Annotated in this window: 15 protein-coding genes; 10 read left to right on the plus strand and 5 right to left on the minus strand. The window is 71.7% G+C overall.

The annotated features are described in order from the left end of the window. Nucleotides 1-17: 17 nt before the first annotated feature. Together ACZ56E_RS17295 and dusB are read left to right on the plus strand one after the other, a co-directional pair. Entirely contained in the window at nucleotides 18-920 is a 903-nt protein-coding gene (locus ACZ56E_RS17295; RefSeq protein ID WP_471214950.1) for a helix-turn-helix transcriptional regulator, read from the plus strand. A gap of 48 nt (nucleotides 921-968) precedes the next feature. After that, entirely contained in the window at nucleotides 969-2,108 is a 1,140-nt protein-coding gene (gene dusB, locus ACZ56E_RS17300; protein WP_471214951.1) for a tRNA dihydrouridine synthase DusB, read from the plus strand. Between the two features lie 34 nt (nucleotides 2,109-2,142). Here dusB and ACZ56E_RS17305 read toward each other — a convergent pair whose 3' ends face one another. Further along, entirely contained in the window at nucleotides 2,143-3,486 is a 1,344-nt protein-coding gene (locus ACZ56E_RS17305; protein WP_471214953.1) for a cytochrome P450, read from the minus strand. Beyond that, the gene (locus ACZ56E_RS17310; RefSeq protein ID WP_471215644.1) at nucleotides 3,470-4,771 is read right to left on the minus strand and encodes a glutamine synthetase family protein; all 1,302 of its coding nucleotides are present in this window, start codon (nucleotides 4,769-4,771) and stop codon (nucleotides 3,470-3,472) included. The genes ACZ56E_RS17305 and ACZ56E_RS17310 overlap by 17 nt, the downstream gene beginning before the upstream one ends. A gap of 704 nt (nucleotides 4,772-5,475) precedes the next feature. Here ACZ56E_RS17310 and ACZ56E_RS17315 point away from each other — a divergent pair. Next, nucleotides 5,476-6,267 carry an acetoacetate decarboxylase family protein gene (locus tag ACZ56E_RS17315; protein ID WP_471214955.1) on the plus strand — a complete coding sequence of 264 codons (792 nt, stop codon included), beginning with the start codon at nucleotides 5,476-5,478 and terminating at the stop codon, nucleotides 6,265-6,267. Between the two features lie 66 nt (nucleotides 6,268-6,333). Then, nucleotides 6,334-6,918, plus strand: coding sequence for a MarR family winged helix-turn-helix transcriptional regulator (locus ACZ56E_RS17320; RefSeq protein ID WP_471214957.1), 585 nt, complete (start codon nucleotides 6,334-6,336; stop codon nucleotides 6,916-6,918). A gap of 248 nt (nucleotides 6,919-7,166) precedes the next feature. Here ACZ56E_RS17320 and ACZ56E_RS17325 read toward each other — a convergent pair whose 3' ends face one another. Then, nucleotides 7,167-7,907 carry a gamma-glutamyl-gamma-aminobutyrate hydrolase family protein gene (locus tag ACZ56E_RS17325; protein ID WP_471214959.1) on the minus strand — a complete coding sequence of 247 codons (741 nt, stop codon included), beginning with the start codon at nucleotides 7,905-7,907 and terminating at the stop codon, nucleotides 7,167-7,169. 139 nt (nucleotides 7,908-8,046) lie between these two features. Here ACZ56E_RS17325 and ACZ56E_RS17330 point away from each other — a divergent pair, with 139 nt between their 5' ends. Genes ACZ56E_RS17330 through ACZ56E_RS17355 form a run of 6 tightly spaced genes read left to right on the plus strand, consistent with a single transcriptional unit; the run spans nucleotide 8,047 to nucleotide 12,871 of the window. Then, a complete protein-coding gene (locus ACZ56E_RS17330; RefSeq protein ID WP_471214962.1) occupies nucleotides 8,047-9,594 on the plus strand; it encodes an aldehyde dehydrogenase in 1,548 nt (515 codons plus the stop codon). Next, a complete protein-coding gene (locus ACZ56E_RS17335) occupies nucleotides 9,587-10,552 on the plus strand; it encodes a DODA-type extradiol aromatic ring-opening family dioxygenase (protein WP_471214964.1) in 966 nt (321 codons plus the stop codon). Before ACZ56E_RS17330 ends, ACZ56E_RS17335 begins: the two co-directional genes overlap by 8 nt. Next, nucleotides 10,549-11,406 carry a fumarylacetoacetate hydrolase family protein gene (locus ACZ56E_RS17340; protein WP_471214966.1) on the plus strand — a complete coding sequence of 286 codons (858 nt, stop codon included), beginning with the start codon at nucleotides 10,549-10,551 and terminating at the stop codon, nucleotides 11,404-11,406. Before ACZ56E_RS17335 ends, ACZ56E_RS17340 begins: the two co-directional genes overlap by 4 nt. Nucleotides 11,407-11,443: 37 nt before the next feature. Continuing rightward, nucleotides 11,444-11,641 (plus strand): ferredoxin, encoded by a 198-nt coding sequence (locus ACZ56E_RS17345; protein ID WP_468600912.1) that lies wholly within the window; start codon nucleotides 11,444-11,446, stop codon nucleotides 11,639-11,641. Between the two features lie 10 nt (nucleotides 11,642-11,651). Further along, a complete protein-coding gene (locus ACZ56E_RS17350) occupies nucleotides 11,652-12,449 on the plus strand; it encodes an NAD(P)/FAD-dependent oxidoreductase (protein WP_471214968.1) in 798 nt (265 codons plus the stop codon). Beyond that, on the plus strand, nucleotides 12,347-12,871 hold the full coding sequence (locus ACZ56E_RS17355) for an oxidoreductase C-terminal domain-containing protein (RefSeq protein WP_471214970.1): 525 nt from the start codon (nucleotides 12,347-12,349) through the stop codon (nucleotides 12,869-12,871). The genes ACZ56E_RS17350 and ACZ56E_RS17355 overlap by 103 nt, the downstream gene beginning before the upstream one ends. 538 nt (nucleotides 12,872-13,409) lie before the next feature. Here the strand turns inward: ACZ56E_RS17355 and ACZ56E_RS17360 are convergent. Then, entirely contained in the window at nucleotides 13,410-13,982 is a 573-nt protein-coding gene (locus ACZ56E_RS17360) for a phosphatase PAP2 family protein (RefSeq protein WP_471214972.1), read from the minus strand. A 188-nt stretch (nucleotides 13,983-14,170) separates the two neighbouring features. After that, nucleotides 14,171-16,906 carry a pyruvate, phosphate dikinase gene (ppdK, locus tag ACZ56E_RS17365; RefSeq protein ID WP_471214974.1) on the minus strand — a complete coding sequence of 912 codons (2,736 nt, stop codon included), beginning with the start codon at nucleotides 16,904-16,906 and terminating at the stop codon, nucleotides 14,171-14,173. Nucleotides 16,907-17,180 lie beyond the last annotated feature (274 nt).

Here is a 17,180-nt window from a genome sequence, read left to right on the forward strand (position 1 = left end):
TGGAAACAGGCTGCGCGATGACGCAGCCTGGAGCGGTGACCGCTACTACTGCCACCGTTGCCGCGCCCCGAGTCGGCGACCTCCGCCGCCAGGAGCTCGCCGCCTTCCTCCGCAGCCGCCGCGAACGCGTCACGCCCGAGCAGGTCGGCCTGCCCCGCGGCGCCCGCCGCCGCACACCGGGCCTGCGCCGCGAGGAGGTCGCGCAGCTGGCCTGCGTGGGCGTCACTTGGTACACGTGGCTGGAGCAGGCACGCTCCATCAAGGTGTCCGCGCAGGTCATCGACGCGATCGCGCGGGCGCTGCTGATGGACCCCAGCGAGCGCGCCCACCTCTTCGCGCTCGCCGGAGCCGTCGACCCGCGCCCGGAGGCGGAGTGCACGGCGCTCTCCGCGGAGGTACGACGGCTGATGCGCCGCCTCGGCCCCTATCCGGCCACCGTGCAGAACGGCCGCTACGACGTCCTCGCGTACAACCGCTCCTGGACCCACGTCTTCGGCGACTTCGACACGATGGAGCCGCGCGACCGCAACTGCCTCTGGCTCCTCGCCACCAGCCGGAGCTGGCGGGAGACCTTCATCGACCGGGACGAGATGCTCCGCGACCTGGTCGCCAAGTTCCGCGGCGCCATGGCCGAGCACGGCGCGGAACCCGCCTGGAAGGAGCTGCGCGACCGGCTGGCCGGGGCGTCCGCCGAGTTCCGCGAGCTGTGGGAGCGGCACGAGGTGGCGACCATGGCGCCGCACGTCAAGCGCTACCAGCACCCCCGGGTCGGCCTGCTCCGCCTGGAGCACCGCATGCTGTGGATGGCCCCGCTCACACAGGCGTACCGCCTGATCGCGTACATCCCCGCCGACGACGCCACGGAGGAGCGCCTGGAGCGCCTCGCGGAGCTCTCCGGGGAGGGCGGCACGGCCGCCTGAGGAGTGAGGGACAATAGAGGGTCCCGTCGTCCGTCCCGGAGATCATCCATGCCCTCCCAGCCGCAGCCCCTGTCGATCGGCCCGCACACCGTGCAGCCGCCCGTCGTGCTCGCCCCCATGGCGGGCATCACGAACGCGCCGTTCCGGACGCTGTGCCGGGAGTTCAGCGGCGGCAAGGGCCTCTTCGTCAGCGAGATGATCACCACCCGCGCCCTGGTGGAGCGCAACGAGAAGACGATGCAGCTGATCCACTTCGACGAGACGGAGAAGCCCCGCTCGATCCAGCTGTACGGCGTCGACCCGGCCACCGTCGGCAAGGCCGTCCGCATGATCGCGGAGGAGGACCTGGCCGACCACATCGACCTGAACTTCGGCTGCCCCGTCCCCAAGGTCACCCGCAAGGGCGGCGGCTCCGCGCTCCCGTACAAGCGCCCGCTGCTCCGCGCCATCCTCCGCGAGGCCGTCAGCGGCGCCGGTGACCTCCCCGTCACCATGAAGATGCGCAAGGGCATCGACGACGACCACATCACCTTCCTGGACGCGGGCCGCATCGCGGTCGAGGAAGGAGTCACGGCGATCGCCCTGCACGGCCGCACAGCGGCCCAGCACTACGGCGGCACGGCCGACTGGGACGCCATCGCCCGCCTCAAGGAGCACGTCCCCGAGATCCCCGTCCTCGGCAACGGCGACATCTGGTCGGCCGCCGACGCGGCCCGCATGATGCACGAGACGGGCTGCGACGGCGTCGTCGTGGGCCGCGGCTGCCTGGGCCGCCCCTGGCTCTTCGGCGACCTCGTCGCCGCCTTCGAGGGCACGGGCGCGCCCAAGGCGCCGAACCTCCGCGAGGTCTCGGCCGTCATGCTGCGCCACGCCACGCTCCTCGGCGAGTGGATCGGCGACGAGGCGCGCGGCGTCATCGACTTCCGCAAGCACGTGGCGTGGTACCTGAAGGGCTTCGCGGTCGGCTCGGAGATGCGCAAGCGCCTCGCGATCACGTCGTCGCTCGCCGAACTGGAGGACGGCCTCGGCGAGTTGGACCTCGACCAGGAGTGGCCGACGGGCGCGGACGGCCCGCGCGGCCGTACGTCCGGCAACAACCGCGTGGTGCTGCCGGACTGCTGGCTGAAGGACCCCTACGACTGCGCGGGCGTCAGCGAGGACGCGGAGCTGGACACGTCGGGCGGCTGAACGGCCGTTGCGTACGGGCTACTTGAGCGTCGCGCTAGCTGAGCGTGACCGTCACGGGCAGCTCCTTGATCCCGTTGACGAAGTTGGACCGCACGCGCCGCACCTCACCGGCGACCCGGATGTCCGCGAGCCGCGGCAGCAGCTCCTCGAACATGACCCGCATCTCCAGGCGGGCGAGGGAGTTGCCGAGGCAGAAGTGCGGGCTGCCCTTGCCGAAGGTGACGTGGTCGTTGTTCTCGCGGGTGACGTCGAAGCGGTACGGCTCGGGGAAGACGTCCTCGTCGCGGTTGCCGGAGGCGAACCACAGCACGACCTTGTCGCCCGCCTTGATCCGCTTGCCGCCGAGCTCGACGTCACGGGTCGCCGTCCGCCGGAAGTGGTAGACGGGCGACGCCCACCGCAGGCACTCCTCGACGGCGCCGGGGATCAGCGAGGGGTCGCCGACGAGTCTGGCGCGCTCCTCGGGGTGCTCGATGAGGGCGAGCATGGAGTGCGAGATGGCGTGCCGAGTGGTCTCGTTCCCGGCGACGACGAGCAGCAGGAAGTAGTTGTCGAAGTCGGTCGCGGAGAGCGGCACCCCGTCCCGCGGCGAGCTGTTCACCAGAGCGCTCACGAGGTCGTCCCCGCTCCCGCCCCGCCGCCGACCGGCCAACTCCCTCCCGTACGCGAAGACTTCAAGAGCGGCAGGCGACCGAAACGGCAAATTCCGATACTGCTCGCTCTCCGCGCTCTCCAGGAGCACGTCCGCGTAGTCGGGGTCGGTGTTGCCGATGATGCGGTTGCCCCAGTCGATGAGCCGCTGGGTGTCCTCCTCGGGTACGTCGAGCATGCGCGCGAGCACGTTGATGGGAAAGTCGGCGGAGATCTCCCGCACGAAGTCGAACGTCCCCTTGGGCAGGGCGGCGTCGAGCGTGCGCGCCGTGAGTCCGCGCAGGAACGTCTCGTACGTCGCGACGGCCCGCGGCGTGAACCGCTTCTGCAGAATGAGCCGCATGGCCCGGTGCCGCAGCCCGTCGGTCTCCAGCAGCGAACGGCGCAGGGCGATGTAGTCCTCGTCCACCTCCTCCAGGTTGGTGAACCGCTCGGAGGTGAAGGTCTCGGGATCGCGGTCGACCCGCACGATGTCGGCGTGCCGGGTGACCGCCCAGAAGCCGGAGTTGGGCGGCGGCTCGGGCTGCCAGTGGACGGGGTCCTCGCGGCGCAGCACGTCGAACATGCGCCAGGGCAGCGCAGGGTCGGTGAACCGGTCGTTGTCGGCGAGGTCGACATCGGCGAGGGAGAGGGCCCCGGACGAGGCCCGGTTGGATGAGTCCCGGTTGGATGAGTCCCGGTCGGATGAGTCCCGGGCAGGTGATCCCTGGTCAGATGAGAAACGCATACTCATCGAACTCCCAGTCTGTGACCGCCAGTTGATACCGCTCGACTTCATTGCGCTTGTACGTGAGGAAGGCGCGGACGAAGCCGTCGCCGAGCAGTCCGGTGAGCTCGTCGTCGGCTTCCAGGGCGTCGAGGGCGGCGGCGAGAGTGCCGGGCAGCCGGGCCGCCGACGCCTCGTCGTATCCGTAACCCTCCAGCGGGGCGGGCGGTTCGGGCTTGTCGCGCAGCCCGAGCAGCACGGCGGCGACGACGCCCGCGATCAGGAGATAGGGATTGGCTGACGCGTCGCCGAGACGCAGCTCCAGCCTGGCGCCCGCGCCGCGCTCGGGCGGTATGCGGACCATGGCGCTGCGGTTGTCGAGACCCCAGTCGATCAGCCAGGGGGCGAGGGTGTCGGGCCCGAAACGCTTGTAGGAGTTGACGGTCGGATTCAGCAGGGCGGTGAGCGCGGGCGCGTGCCGCAGGACGCCGCCGACGGCGTGCCGGGCGGTGGCGGAGAGCCCGCCGTCGGCCTGCGGATCGTCGAAGACGTTCCGTCCGCCGGCGTCGACCAGGGACAGATGCACGTGGAACCCGGACCCGCCGAGCCCGTTGAAGGGCTTGGCCATGAAGGTCGCGAGCCGCCCCTCGTGGCGGGCGGTCTCTTTGACGGCGGCCTTGAAGAAGAACGCGCGGTCGGCGGCGTCCAGGGCCCCGGAATGATCGAGATTGATCTCGAACTGCCCGCCGTCGAACTCGTGGTTCCCCGCGATGACGCCGATGCCGAGCTCGGCCAACAGCCGGAGTGTGCGCAGCAGATGACCGTCGGGGTCGCCGCGCCGTCCGGCGCTGTACACGTTCCCTGTGGCGCCGCCGTAGGGGACCCAGCCGGACGCGGCGGCGGGGGAGGCGTCGCACAGGAAGTACTCCAGCTCGGGCCCGACGACGACGGAGATGCCGGCGTCGTCCGCGTACTCGTCCGCCCGGGCGAGGACCCGGCGGAGCAGGGCGCGGGGTGACTCGGCGACGGGTGCATGGGTGAGCGGATCGAGACTGTCGCCCAGGCACCAGGTGACGCCGGGTTCCCATGGAAGGGGTTTGAGCGTGCGCAGATCCGGTTGTACGCGGATGTCGGGGAGCCCCGCGTCGAGTCCCCCCGCGACGGGGACGACGTCGCCCCTCGGGGTGGTGTGATAGACGGCGCGACAGAAGGTGAGGCCGTGCCGGCAGGCGTCCGGCAACTGTCCGACGAGGACGTCGCGTCCGCGGTCCGCTCCGAGGAGGTCGGGGTAGATGACGCGGATGATGTCGGTGCCGGTGGTGCGGAGGGCCTCTACGGTTTCCGCGACGGGGGTGCCGTTATTGGTGTCCCCACCCGGCGATGGTGCGCTCGCTTCACTCACCCTTGGCCCAGCCTTTCTGGGGGTGTGATGTCCGATGCGCGGTTGTTGTTTGACCTCAAACGATAGGAAGGGTGGGGGGTTGCACGCAAGGGGGTGGGGGCGGTTGCCTTGTTGCCCGGCGCCGTCCTGCGGGGTAGGAGCCCAAGCCCGCCGCTTCGCGGCGGATGCCTCCCACCCACCCACCCGTTCACCCCGCAACGTCCAGCGGGAGTAGGGGCGGGTGGGTGGGTGTTCCCCCGCGACGTCCTGCCGGGGTAGGGGCACCGAGCCCGCCGCTTCGCGGCGGATGTTCCCCACCCGCCCACCCGTTTGCCCCGCGACGCAGCTGCCAGGTAGGAGCAACGATGGAGAACCCCCGCCGGGCCGCAGCCGCGAGCGCTCGCGAGGGGACGTGGGGGTATGTGCGAACGGAGCACCGAGCGCGCTGTGGCGTCTTTGTTCGGGCAGCGTGGCGCAGGGATGGCGAGTACGCACATACCCCCGCGGCCCCGCCCCACAGGCGGCAGAAGGCGCAGACGCCCGCCCAAGGCGCCCCGCCAGAACTCGTGACAGCGCCCCCCGCCCCGGCGTACCGTACGGGATCAAACGAGGTGCGGAAGGGGCTGGGCATGGGCGGACTCAAGGGATTCTTGCCGCCCAAGAGCGCCACCGGCCGGTCCGCCATCGTGCCCCCACCCCCCTGGCACTACTCCGGCGACCTCCTCACGGTCGAGTACCGCACCGACCCGGCCCGCGTCCGCGACCTCCTCCCCGCCCCCCTCGACCCCGCCCCGGACGACCCCGGCGCGGTCGCGCTCGTCTGGGCCGACTGGCAGTCCTGCGGCGCCGACAGGACCGAACTCCTCGACCCCGTCCGCGCCCAGTACAAGGAGTGCTTCGCGGTCGTCCGCTGCGCCTACCGCGGCCGTACCTACTCCCGCTGCGTCTACATCTGGGTCGACAAGGACTTCGCCATAGCCCGCGGCACCCACCAGGGCTACCCGAAGAAGCTCGGCTCCATCCACCTCACCCGCCCCCACCCCTACGGCCCCGCCCCCCGCATCGAACCCGGCGCGGCCTTCGGCGCCACGCTCGCCGCCGCCGACCACCGCCTCGCCCAGGCGGTGGTCACCCTGCGCGCCCCCTCACCCACCAACGGCTTCGTCAACGCCCACCCCATGGCCCACCACCGTCAACTCCCCTCCATCGACGGCAAGGGCCTGGCCCTGGACGAGCTGATCGAGTCGGGCGCCGCGGCCTTCGAGGGCGGCCAGGCCTGGTCGGGCGAGGCGGAACTCGACCTCTTCGAGGCGCCCACGGAGGAACTGGCCGCGCTCACCGTCGAGGAGCCGATCGGCGCGTACTACCGTCAGGTGGGCGTCACCTGGAACGGCGGGACGCTGCTGGAGCGTGAGCTGTAGGAACCTGGTCGGTCGCCCCCCCCGCCCGGCCGGGCACGAACCACATGAGCAATGAGGAGACACCGAGTGACGGGCCACCGCACCATCCGCGAGACCGAGAAGGCGGTCCGGGCCAAGCTCGGCGACACAGGCACCCCTGTCCAGTACGCACAGATGGCCGCCGTCTCGAACATCTACCGCGCGGCGGCGGCCGTACGGCAGCACTTCGAGAACTCCGTGCTCCGCGGCGCCGAACTGACGTGGACGTCCTTCGTGGTCCTCTACGTCGTCTGGATCTGGGGCGAGACGGAGACGCGGTACGTCGCCGAGGAGGCCGGCATCTCCAAGGGCACGCTCACGGGGGTCGCCCGCACCCTCATGGGGCGGGGCCTCGTCGAGCGCCGCGGTCACCCCGACGACGGCCGGCTCGTCCTGCTCCGCCTCACGGAGGAGGGGGAGCGCCTGATGGGTGAGGTCTTCCCCGCCTTCAACGCCGAGGAGGCCTTCGTCACGGAGGGGCTGTCGGACGAGGAGTGCGAGACGTTGGCGGATCTGCTGCGGAGGATCGTCGTACGGACGGAGGATGAGGGCGACGAGCGTCGGCAGCGCCTCCTGAACGGGGCGCCGCCTGCTCCCCGCCGCAGCGGCCGCCGCCCCAAACGCCCCGCTTAGCCCCGGCCTCCGCGCCCCGTGCCCGGCGCCCCGCTCCTTGTGCGTTCGCTGCGGGGCGGTGGGGGTCGGGCGCGCAGTTCCCCGCGCCCCTGGGGGTGGCTGCGGTGCGTGGTTCTCTGCGGGGCGGTGGGGGCTGGGTGCGCAGTTCCCCGCGCCCCTGGGGTGGCTGCGGTGCGTGGTTCTCTGCGGGGCGGTGGGGGTTGGGCGCGCAGTTCCCCGCGCCCCTGAAGGGGCGCTTGTGCGCGGGGTCACCCAGTTCGGGCTGTGGCCTCCCGCACCAGTGCCTCGAACAAGCCCTGCTGGCCCGCGTCCACCCCCGCCGTGTCCTCCGGATGCCACTGCACCGCGGTGAACCACCCACGCCCGGACGCGAGTTCCAGCGCCTCGACGGTTCCGTCGGCCGCCCACGCGACGGCGGTGAGGCCTCGGCCGATGCGGTCCACGCACTGGTGGTGGTAGCACGAGACCACCACGCAACAGGAACCCACCCCGCCCCCACCCATCGCCCGCGCCACCGTGGAGCCCGCCGCAACCCGCACCGGGTGCACCACATGGCGGTGGTCCGCGCCGGCGCCGCCCATGTCCTGGCGCAACGTGCCGCCCAGGGCGACGTTCACCGCCTGAAGCCCCCGGCACACCGCCAGGGTGGGCAGCCCGGCGTCCAACGCGCAGTCGACGAGGGCGAGATCGAAGTCGTCCTGCGCGTCATCGACGTCGTACACCGCACTGTGCACAGCGCCGTGTTCCCGCCCCACCCCGTACCGCCGAGGCGCGATGTCCCCGCCGCCCGGCAGTAGCAGTCCGGCGCACCGCGACAGCCGTTCGGCGGCCTCGTCCGGTGGGCCGGGGAGCATCATGAACGGCTCGCCGCCCGCGCGGAACACGGCCTCGGCGAGGGCGCGGGCGGTGACGACGGCGGCGTAGCGGAGGGCGGAGGTCGTCGCGGCGTACCGCTGGGGGAGGGCGATCAGGGGCCGACGGTACGGCATTGATGCCACCTCCCGGCAGGGGTGGAGCGGAATTCGTTTGGTTCCAAACGGTACTCGAACAGCGCCGCCCTCACGAGGGGTTGACCCCCGCCCGCCCCCGCTCGTACGTTGTTTGGGTTCAAATGAACTGGAGGCAGTGATGGCTCAGGCTCCTCCCACCGCGACCCCCGAGGACGCAACCGCGACCGTCGAGGGCGTATCCATCGACACCCGCCACTGGATCGACGGCACCCGCGTGCCCTCCGCCTCAGCCTCCACCTTCACCGACCACTCGCCCATGGACATGAACGTGGATATGGACATGGACATGGACATGGGCGGCACCCCGCTCGCCCACATCGCACGTGGCGGCCCCGGCGAGGCGCGTGCCGCCGTGGTCGCCGCCCGTACCGCGTTCCCGGGGTGGGCGGCGACGCCGCCCGCCGAGCGGGCCCGGCTGCTGCATGCCGTCGCCGACGGCGTCGACGCCCGCGCCGAGGACCTCGCGGCGGTCGAGACCGCCGACAACGGCGCGCTCCTGCGCTCGCACCGCCGCGGCGTCATGCCGCGCGTCGCCCACAACTTCCGCTACTTCGCCGACCGGCTCCTCGCCCTCGGCCACGAGGACTTCGACACGAGGGGCCACACGAACCACGTCAGCTGGGACCCGGCGGGCCCCGCCGTGCTCATCACGCCGTGGAACGCCCCGCTGCTGCTGGCCAGTTGGAAGGTCGCCCCGGCGCTCGCGGCGGGCTCCACCGTCGTGCTCAAACCCGCCGAGTGGGCCCCTCTCACCGCTTCCCTCCTCGCCGACATCACGCACGAGGCGGGGTTGCCGCCGGGCGTCTTCAATCTCGTGCAGGGGTACGGCGACGAGGTCGGGGCGCCCCTCACCGCCGACCCCGACGTGCGCCGCGTCAGCTTCACCGGCTCCGTGCCCACCGCCCGCCGTGTCGCCGGGGCCGCCGCCGGCCACCTCGTGCCCTGCAGCTTCGAGCTCGGCGGCAAGTCGCCGCTGCTCGTCCTCGCCGACGCCGACCTGGAGCTGGCCGCCGACCTCGCCGTGGAGCAGTACGACAACGCGGGGCAGGTCTGTCTCGCCGCCACCCGCATCCTCGTCGAGGAGCCCGTGCGCGACGCCTTCCTCGACCGCTTCCTCGACCGGGTCTCGAAGCTGACGCAGGGGGATCCGCGGGACGAGGCCACCGACATCGGGCCCAACATCCATCCCCGGCACGTGGAGCGCGTCGACGGGTTCGTCCGGCGTGCCGTCGCGGCGGGTGCGAAGGCCGTCACCGGCGGCGGCCGCAACCCAGCGCTGGGCGGGAACTACTACCTCCCCACCCTCCTCACCGACGTCGCCCAGGACTCCGAGATCGTCCAGGAGGAGGTCTTCGGGCCGGTCCTCACCCTCCAGACGTTTCCCGAGGGCGACGACGACGAGGCCGTGCGCCTCGCCAACGGCACCCGGTTCGGCCTCGCCGCCACCCTCGCCGCCGGCGACCGCGAGCGCGCCGCCCGGATCGGCGCGCGGCTCGTGGCGGGCACGGTCTGGGTCAACTGCTTCTTCGTACGCGACCTCTCCGCGCCCTTCGGCGGATCGCGCGATTCCGGCATCGGGCGCGAGGGCGGCGACTGGTCCTTCGACTTCTACTGCGACCTCAAGAACACCGTGACCGCACCGAAGGGGTGGGCCCGCCATGGGTGAGGACAGGGGGAAGGGCATGGGCGAGGCCATGAGTGGGGCCAGGGGGGAGATCGTCGGGGCGGGGCTCCTCGCCCACGTGCCGACCATCGTGCTGCCCGAGGAGACCCGCAAGGAGCTCAACGAGGGCCGCGAGATCAGCCTCGTCCCCGGCCTGCGCAGCCTGCGCGCCGACGTCTTCGAGACGCTCGACTACGACACCGTCGTCGTCCTCGACTCGCACTGGGCGACCACCGTCGAGTTCGTCGTCTCCGCACACCACCGCCGCGCCGGTCTCCACACCTCCGAAGAGCTGCCGCGCGGCATGTGCCGCATGCCGTACGACTACCCGGGCGATCCCGAACTCGCCCACTCCGTCGCGCGGTTCGCGGAGCGGCACGGCACCTGGATCACCCCGATCGACGACCCCTTCCTGCCCGTGTACTACGCCACGATCAACCTGTGGACGTACCTGGGCCACGGCCTCCCCGAGAAGAAGTGGGTCTCGATCGGGGTCTGTCAGACCGGTGACGTCGAGGACCACCTGCGGCTCGGCCGCGCGCTCGCCGACGGCATCGGCGCGCTGCCCGGCCGCAAGGTCCTGCTCATCGCGTCCGGCGCCCTCTCGCACACGTTCTGGCCGCTGCGCGAACTGCGCGCCCACGAGGCGAGCGACCCCTCGCACATCCGTACACCCGAGGCGCGCGCCGCCGACCGGCAGCGCATCGAGTGGTTCGAGCGCGGCGACCACGCCCAAGTCCTGCGCACCATGCCCGAGTTCCTGGCCCACCGGCCCGAAGCCCGCTTCGGGCACTACCTCATGATGATCGGGGCCCTCGGCGAGGCCCGCTGCACCGCGCCCGGGCGCCCCTACAGCGCGTACGAGAACTCCGTCGGGACGGGGCAGATCCACCTCTGGTTCGACCGCCCGGCCGACGGCTGGACCGGTACCGGTACCGATTCGAGGGAGGCAGCCGCATGAGGGCGAGCACCATCGAGTACCGCCGCGTCCTCCTCGACGGAGCCGCCGTCCAGGTCGTGTGCGACGGCGACGAGCTCGTGGCCCCGGACGGCCGCCGCGTCAAGGCCTCCGAGGCGCATCATCTGCCGCCCGTGCGCCCTTCAAAAGTGATCGCCGTGCACCTCAACCACCGTAGTCGGGTGGCGGAGTTCGGGGCCGTGCTGCCGTCCGCGCCCACCTACTTCCACAAGCCCGTCTCCGCCCTCAACGCCCACGGCGGCGCGGTCGTACGCCCCGAAGGCTGCCAGTACCTCAACTACGAGGGCGAGATCGGCATCGTCATCGGCCGCACCTGCCGCAACATCGCGCCCGCGCAGGCCGGTTCGTACATCGCGGGCTACACCGTCGCCGACGACTTCGGCCTGCATGACTTCCGCGACACCGACGCCGGGTCGATGCTCCGCGTCAAGGGCTCCGACACGCTCTGCCCGCTCGGCCCCGGCCTCGTCACCGGCTGGGACTTCCGGGGCAAGTATCTGCGGACGTACGTCAACGGCGTGCTCGTGCAGGACGGTTCGACGGACGAGATGGCGTGGGACATGCACTATCTCGTCGCCGACATCGCCCGCACGATCACCCTGGAACCGGGTGACGTACTGCTCTCCGGGACGCCCGCGGGGTCCCGCCCCGTCCGCCCCGGGGACGTCGTCGAGGTCGAGGCCGAGGGCCTCGGGCAGCTCACCAACCACGTCGTCAGCGGGCCGACGGCGATCCGCACCGACGTCGGCGCCCAGCCCACCGCGTCCGAGGAGGTCCTCTCCACGGCGCTGGGCGGCGACTGGGAGTACCGCGGCATCCGCCCACCACACCACTGAAGACTTCCGAACCTCCCTCCCTATCAGAGGAGTTGAAATGGGCCGAGTCATCGTCACCGTGGACCTGGACGTCTGTCAGGACCACGGGCAGTGCGTGTTCGCCGCGCCGGACATCTTCCGGCTCGACGGCGAAGGACACCTCGCGTACGTCGACTCGCCCGACGCATCGCTGCGCGCCGACGCGGAGGACGCGGCAGACGTCTGCCCGCTGCAGGCCATCCGGGTCGAGGGCTGAGGCCCGGGCCATGGCAGCAGGGGCATCGGCGGCGGCGGTGGGGATCGCCGTCGTGGGCGCCTCCCTGGGCGGACTGCGGGCGGCGGAGCAGCTGCGGGCCGCGGGGTGGCGGGGAGCGATCACGGTGTTCGGTGCCGAGCGCCATCTCCCGTACAACAGGCCGCCGTTGTCCAAGGAAGTCCTCGCGGGCCGGGTGCCCGCCGGTATCACCCGATTGCGCCGCCGCCCCAGCGTCGAGGACGTCACATGGCGTCTGGGCGTGGCGGTCGCGTCCGCCGATCCGGCCGCGCGCACGCTGACGCTGGCCGACGGTTCGGCGTACGTGTACGAGGGTCTCGTGGCCGCGACGGGGGTGCGGCCACGACGGCTCCCGCTCGCCGGGGGCCCGCCCCGGCACGTCCTCCGCACGTTGGAGGACTCGGTGGCGCTGGCCGCCGGGCTGGTGGCGGGCGCCCGGGTGCTGGTGATCGGCTCCGGTTTCATCGGCTGCGAGGTGGCGGCGACCGCGCGTACGGCGGGCTGCGAAGTGACGGTCGTCGCGCCGGAGGCCGAGCCGATGCTCGGCGCGGTCGGCGAGGACCTGGGCCGGGCGGTGCGGCGCCGCCACGAGGCGCGCGGCGTACGCTTCCTGATGGGCCGCTCGACGGTAGAACTCACACCCCGTCAGCCGTGTTGGACGACGGCACCGAGGTCCCGGCCGACCTGGTGGTCGAGGCGGTCGGCTCACGGCCCAACACGGAATGGCTGGCGGCGACCCCCGGCCTGGACCTCACCGACGGGGTGCTCTGCGACGCCCACCTGCGCATAGGAGGCCTCCCGCACGCGGTGGCCGTCGGCGACGTCGCCCGCTTCCCGAACCCGCGCTACGGCCCCGTGCCGCGCCGCGTCGAACACTGGTCGCTCCCCGGCGACACGGCCCGCCACGCGGCCCGCACCCTGCTCGCGGGCCTGACCGACCCCGCCCGGCCCGACCCCGCCCCTTTCGCCCCGCTGCCGTCCTTCTGGAGCGACCAGTTCGCGCAGCGCATCCAATCCTTCGGCCAGCCCGCCCTGGCCGACCACTGCCGCCTCCTAGAAGGCGACCCGACCACCCCCGAAGGCGACCTGCTCTACGGCTACTACCAAAACGACCGCCTGATCGCCATAACGGCCCTGGGCGGCCCCCCAGCAACAACCGCAGCCTCCCACCACCGAGCCCACCTACTCCCGCTACCTGAACCAACACCCTGACCCCCGCCGCACAGCCGGCCCGGCACCTCAGCGCAGCACCGAAGGCAGCCCCCGGAGCGGCCCCGACCGGCGACAGCTGCGCCCGCAGCTTCTGACGCTGCCCGGGTCAGCGGTCTGCCCCGGCGGCCGGGCGGCTGCTCGGCGCGCTCCTCGGCGGGCCTCCGACGGCTGCCCCCGGAGCCGCCGCAGCAACCCCGGCCCCGACGGGCGACAGCGGCGCCCGCAGTTGCCGACGCTGCCCGGGCCAGTGGTCTGCGCCGGCGGCTGCTCGGCGCGCGGCGCGGCGCGGTTTCTCAGCGGGCCTCCGACGGCTGCCCCGGAGCCGCCGTAGCAGGCCCCGGCCCCGGCCTCGACCGGCCACAGCTGCGCCCGCAGCCTCTGACGCTGTCCGAGCCAGCCGTCTGACCGGCGGCTCGGTGGGCGTCGGCTCGCAGGTGGTCCGGCTCCTCAGCGGGGTCGGTAGCGGCTGCCCCCGCAGCCAGTGGCGCCGCGCCCGCCCGACGGCGACAGCCGGAGCGGGAAGGCGCCGTCCGGTTCCTCAGCGGAGTACCCGTGGCAGCCACCCCGGCCAGTGGCGCAGCACCAGGTCAGGTACGCGGCGGGTGAGCCACGCTGCGGTGAGGCCGATGGTGGCGCCGGCGGCGACGTCGGTCGGGTAGTGGGCGCCGGACTGTACACGTTCGACGGCGACCATCGCGGCCGGTACCGCGCACAGCCCGCCGGCGACCGGGCTGCTCGGGATGACGGCGGCGGTGAAGGCCACGGCGGCGGCGGTGTGCCCGGAGGGGAAGGACGAGGACTCGGAGCGGTCCTCGACGTCGTCGTGGGGGATCCACTCCTTGGGCGGCCGGGGCCGGTCGACGAGCTGCTTGCCCACGCCGTTGGAGACGAGCTGCGCCACAGCCATGGACGCCAGGCCCGCGACGGCGGCCGTACGGCCCCGCCGGCCGCCCGTGCAGGCCAGCACCGCGGCCGCGCCCCACCACAGCTTGGTGCTCTCCGCCATCTCCTCCACCGCCGACAGCGCCCGGTGCACGCCGGGCGGCGCACCGGCGGCGAGCCGCTTCGTCAGGTGACGGTCTGCCTCGTATGTCTTCGCCAGCAAGCCCATGACCGGGGAGTATCCCGTAGATCATTGGCCATGCACGGGCGCGACAGGGGGGGGAAGCGGAAAGGGCAGCACCCCCGCACGGGTGCTGCCCTTTCCCTCGCGAACCGGAACCGCCGCCGCATCGGTACTGAGGGTCGGGGACACAGCGGCGGTCCCGGAGCTTTGCCGGGCCCGGGGGCCCGGGTGCTCTACCGGTGGTCGCTGCCCGCCGAGTGGGAGGCCGCGCGGCCGGCCTCCAGGCGGGCCACCGGGATACGGAACGGCGAGCAGGAGACGTAGTCCAGGCCCACCTCGTGGAAGAAGTGCACGGACTCCGGGTCACCGCCGTGCTCGCCGCAGACGCCGAGCTTGAGGTCGGGGCGCGTGGCGCGCCCCGCCGTGACCGCGTCCTTCACCAGCTTGCCGACGCCGTCCTTGTCGATCGTCTCGAAGGGGGAGACACCGAAGATGCCCTTCTCCAGGTACGCCGTGAAGAAGCTCGCCTCCACGTCGTCCCGCGAGAAGCCCCAGACGGTCTGCGTGAGGTCGTTCGTGCCGAAGGAGAAGAACTCGGCGGCCTCCGCGATCTGGTCGGCCGTCAGCGCGGCACGCGGCAGCTCGATCATCGTGCCGAGCGCCAGCTTCAGCTCGACGCCCGTCGTCTCCTGGACCTCCGCGATGACCTGCTCGGCCTCCTCGCGGACGATCTCCAGCTCCTGGACCGTGCCGACGAGCGGAATCATGATCTCCGCGCGCGGGTCGCCCTTGGCGGTCTTCCGCTCCGCCGCAGCCTCCGCGATGGCCCGCACCTGCATGGTGAACAGCCCCGGGATGACGAGGCCGAGGCGCACGCCGCGCAGACCCAGCATCGGGTTCTGCTCGTGCAGGCGGTGCACGGCCTGGAGGAGGCGCAGGTCGTTCTCGTTGGCGTCCTTGCGGGACTCGGCGAGCGCGACCCGGACGGACAGCTCCGTGATGTCGGGCAGGAACTCGTGCAGCGGCGGGTCCAGGAGACGCACGGTCACGGGCAGGCCGTCCATCGCCTCGAAGAGCTCCACGAAGTCGCGCTTCTGAAGCGGAAGCAGCTCCTTCAGGGCGTCCTCGCGCTCCTCGTCCGCGTCGGCGAGGATCAGCCGCTCGACCATCTCGCGGCGCTCACCGAGGAACATGTGCTCGGTACGGCACAGGCCGATGCCCTGCGCGCCGAAGCGGCGGGCGCGGAGCGCGTCCTCGGCGTTGTCCGCGTTGGCCCGGACGCGGAGCCGACGTACTCGGTCCGCGTACGCCATGATCCGGTGCACGGCGGCGACCAGCTCGTCGGCGTCGTCGGCGCCCGCGTGCATGCGGCCCTCGAAGTACTCGACGACGGGGGAGGGCACCACCGGCACCTCACCGAGGTAGACCTTGCCCGTCGAGCCGTCGATGGAGACGACGTCGCCCTCCTCGACGACGGTGTCACCCACCGTCATCCGGCGGCGCTTCGTGTCGACCTCCAGGTCCTCGGCGCCGCAGACACAGGTCTTGCCCATGCCGCGCGCCACGACCGCCGCGTGCGAGGTCTTGCCGCCGCGCGAGGTCAGGATGCCCTCGGCGGCGATCATGCCGTCGAGGTCGTCGGGGTTGGTCTCGCGGCGGATCAGGATGACCTTCTCGCCCGAACGCGACCACTTGATCGCGGTGTACGAGTCGAAGACGGCCTTGCCGACCGCGGCACCCGGCGACGCGGCGATGCCGCGACCCAGCTGCTCGACCTTGGCGCCCTCGTCGAAGCGGGGGAACATCAGCTGCGCGAGCTGCGCGCCGTTCACGCGCTGGAGCGCCTCGGCCTCGTCGATCAGGCCCTGGTCCACGAGCTGCGTCGCGATGCGGAAGGCGGCACCGGCGGTGCGCTTGCCGACGCGGGTCTGGAGCATCCACAGCTGGCCGCGCTCGATGGTGAACTCGATGTCGCACAGGTCCTTGTAGTGCGTTTCGAGGGTCTCCATGATCTGCATGAGCTGGTCGTACGACTTCTTGTCGATCTGCTCAAGATCGGCGAGCGGGACCGTGTTGCGGATGCCCGCGACGACGTCCTCGCCCTGCGCGTTCTGGAGGTAGTCGCCGTACACGCCCTGGTGGCCGCTGGCCGGGTCGCGGGTGAACGCGACGCCCGTGCCGGAGTCGGGGCCGAGGTTGCCGAAGACCATCGAGCAGACGTTGACGGCCGTGCCGAGGTCGCCGGGGATGCGCTCCTGGCGGCGGTAGAGCTTGGCGCGGTCGGTGTTCCACGACTCGAAGACCGAACGGATCGCGAGGTCCATCTGCTCGCGCGGATCCTGCGGGAAGTCCCGCCCGGCCTCCGTCTTGACGATCTTCTTGAACTTGGTGACCAGCTTCTTGAGGTCGGCGGCCTCCAGGTCGGTGTCGACCGTGACCTTCTTGGCCTCCTTGGCCTTCTCCAGCGCGTCCTCGAAGAGGTCGCCGTCGACGCCGAGGACGGTCTTGCCGAACATCTGGATGAGCCGGCGGTACGAGTCCCACGCGAAGCGGTCGTCGCCGGACTGCTTGGCGAGGCCCGTCACGGACTTGTCGGAGAGCCCGATGTTCAGGACCGTGTCCATCATGCCGGGCATCGAGAACTTGGCGCCCGAGCGCACCGAGACGAGCAGCGGGTCGTCGGCCTGGCCGAGCTTCTTGCCCATCTTCTTCTCGAGGGCGTCGAGGTGCGCACTCACCTCGTCACGCAGCTCGACGGGCTCCTCGCCGCTGTCGAGGTACGTCTTGCAGGCCTCGGTGGTGATGGTGAAGCCCGGGGGGACGGGCAGCCCGAGGTTGGTCATCTCGGCGAGGTTCGCGCCCTTCCCGCCGAGCAGGTCCTTGAGGTCCTTGTTGCCTTCGGTGAAGTCGTAAACGAACTTAACGCCCTCACTCGTGTGAGCTACGTGGGGATCTTTGTTTTCCGACACGGGTCTCGGCTCCTCGAGGACTCGGTGGCTGCCCTGACGGCCAGGAACATACCCAGATCGAAGGCACCTGGGTACGTCCACTTGTGCGTCATGCGGCCGTAACCACCCGTCCGCCGCTAGATCGAAAGTGACTCGGCAGTAGCCCGAGAGTGAGACGTGCCTTCAATACTTGAACTCACGACCCGCGTAGAACCCATAAAACGCTCAGATGAGCGGAGTGAACTCAGATGTGAGTTCACCTCATGAATGATCGAGCAGTGGCACTGAGTGCCAC

It is taken from the genome of Streptomyces sp. NPDC039480 (assembly GCF_055597165.1).

Bases quoted from the DNA above. Each gene is read 5' to 3' on its own strand.
- ACZ56E_RS17295 (WP_471214950.1), top strand. From the start codon at position 18: ATGACGCAGCCTGGAGCGGTGACCGCTACTACTGCCACCGTTGCCGCG.
- dusB (WP_471214951.1), top strand. From the start codon at position 969: ATGCCCTCCCAGCCGCAGCCCCTGTCGATCGGCCCGCACACCGTGCAG.
- ACZ56E_RS17305 (WP_471214953.1), bottom strand. From the start codon at position 3,486: ATGCGTTTCTCATCTGACCAGGGATCACCTGCCCGGGACTCATCCGAC.
- ACZ56E_RS17315 (WP_471214955.1), top strand. From the start codon at position 5,476: ATGGGCGGACTCAAGGGATTCTTGCCGCCCAAGAGCGCCACCGGCCGG.
- ACZ56E_RS17325 (WP_471214959.1), bottom strand. From the start codon at position 7,907: ATGCCGTACCGTCGGCCCCTGATCGCCCTCCCCCAGCGGTACGCCGCG.
- ACZ56E_RS17330 (WP_471214962.1), top strand. From the start codon at position 8,047: ATGGCTCAGGCTCCTCCCACCGCGACCCCCGAGGACGCAACCGCGACC.
- ACZ56E_RS17335 (WP_471214964.1), top strand. From the start codon at position 9,587: ATGGGTGAGGACAGGGGGAAGGGCATGGGCGAGGCCATGAGTGGGGCC.
- ACZ56E_RS17340 (WP_471214966.1), top strand. From the start codon at position 10,549: ATGAGGGCGAGCACCATCGAGTACCGCCGCGTCCTCCTCGACGGAGCC.
- ACZ56E_RS17345 (WP_468600912.1), top strand. From the start codon at position 11,444: ATGGGCCGAGTCATCGTCACCGTGGACCTGGACGTCTGTCAGGACCAC.
- ACZ56E_RS17350 (WP_471214968.1), top strand. From the start codon at position 11,652: ATGGCAGCAGGGGCATCGGCGGCGGCGGTGGGGATCGCCGTCGTGGGC.
- ACZ56E_RS17360 (WP_471214972.1), bottom strand. From the start codon at position 13,982: ATGGGCTTGCTGGCGAAGACATACGAGGCAGACCGTCACCTGACGAAG.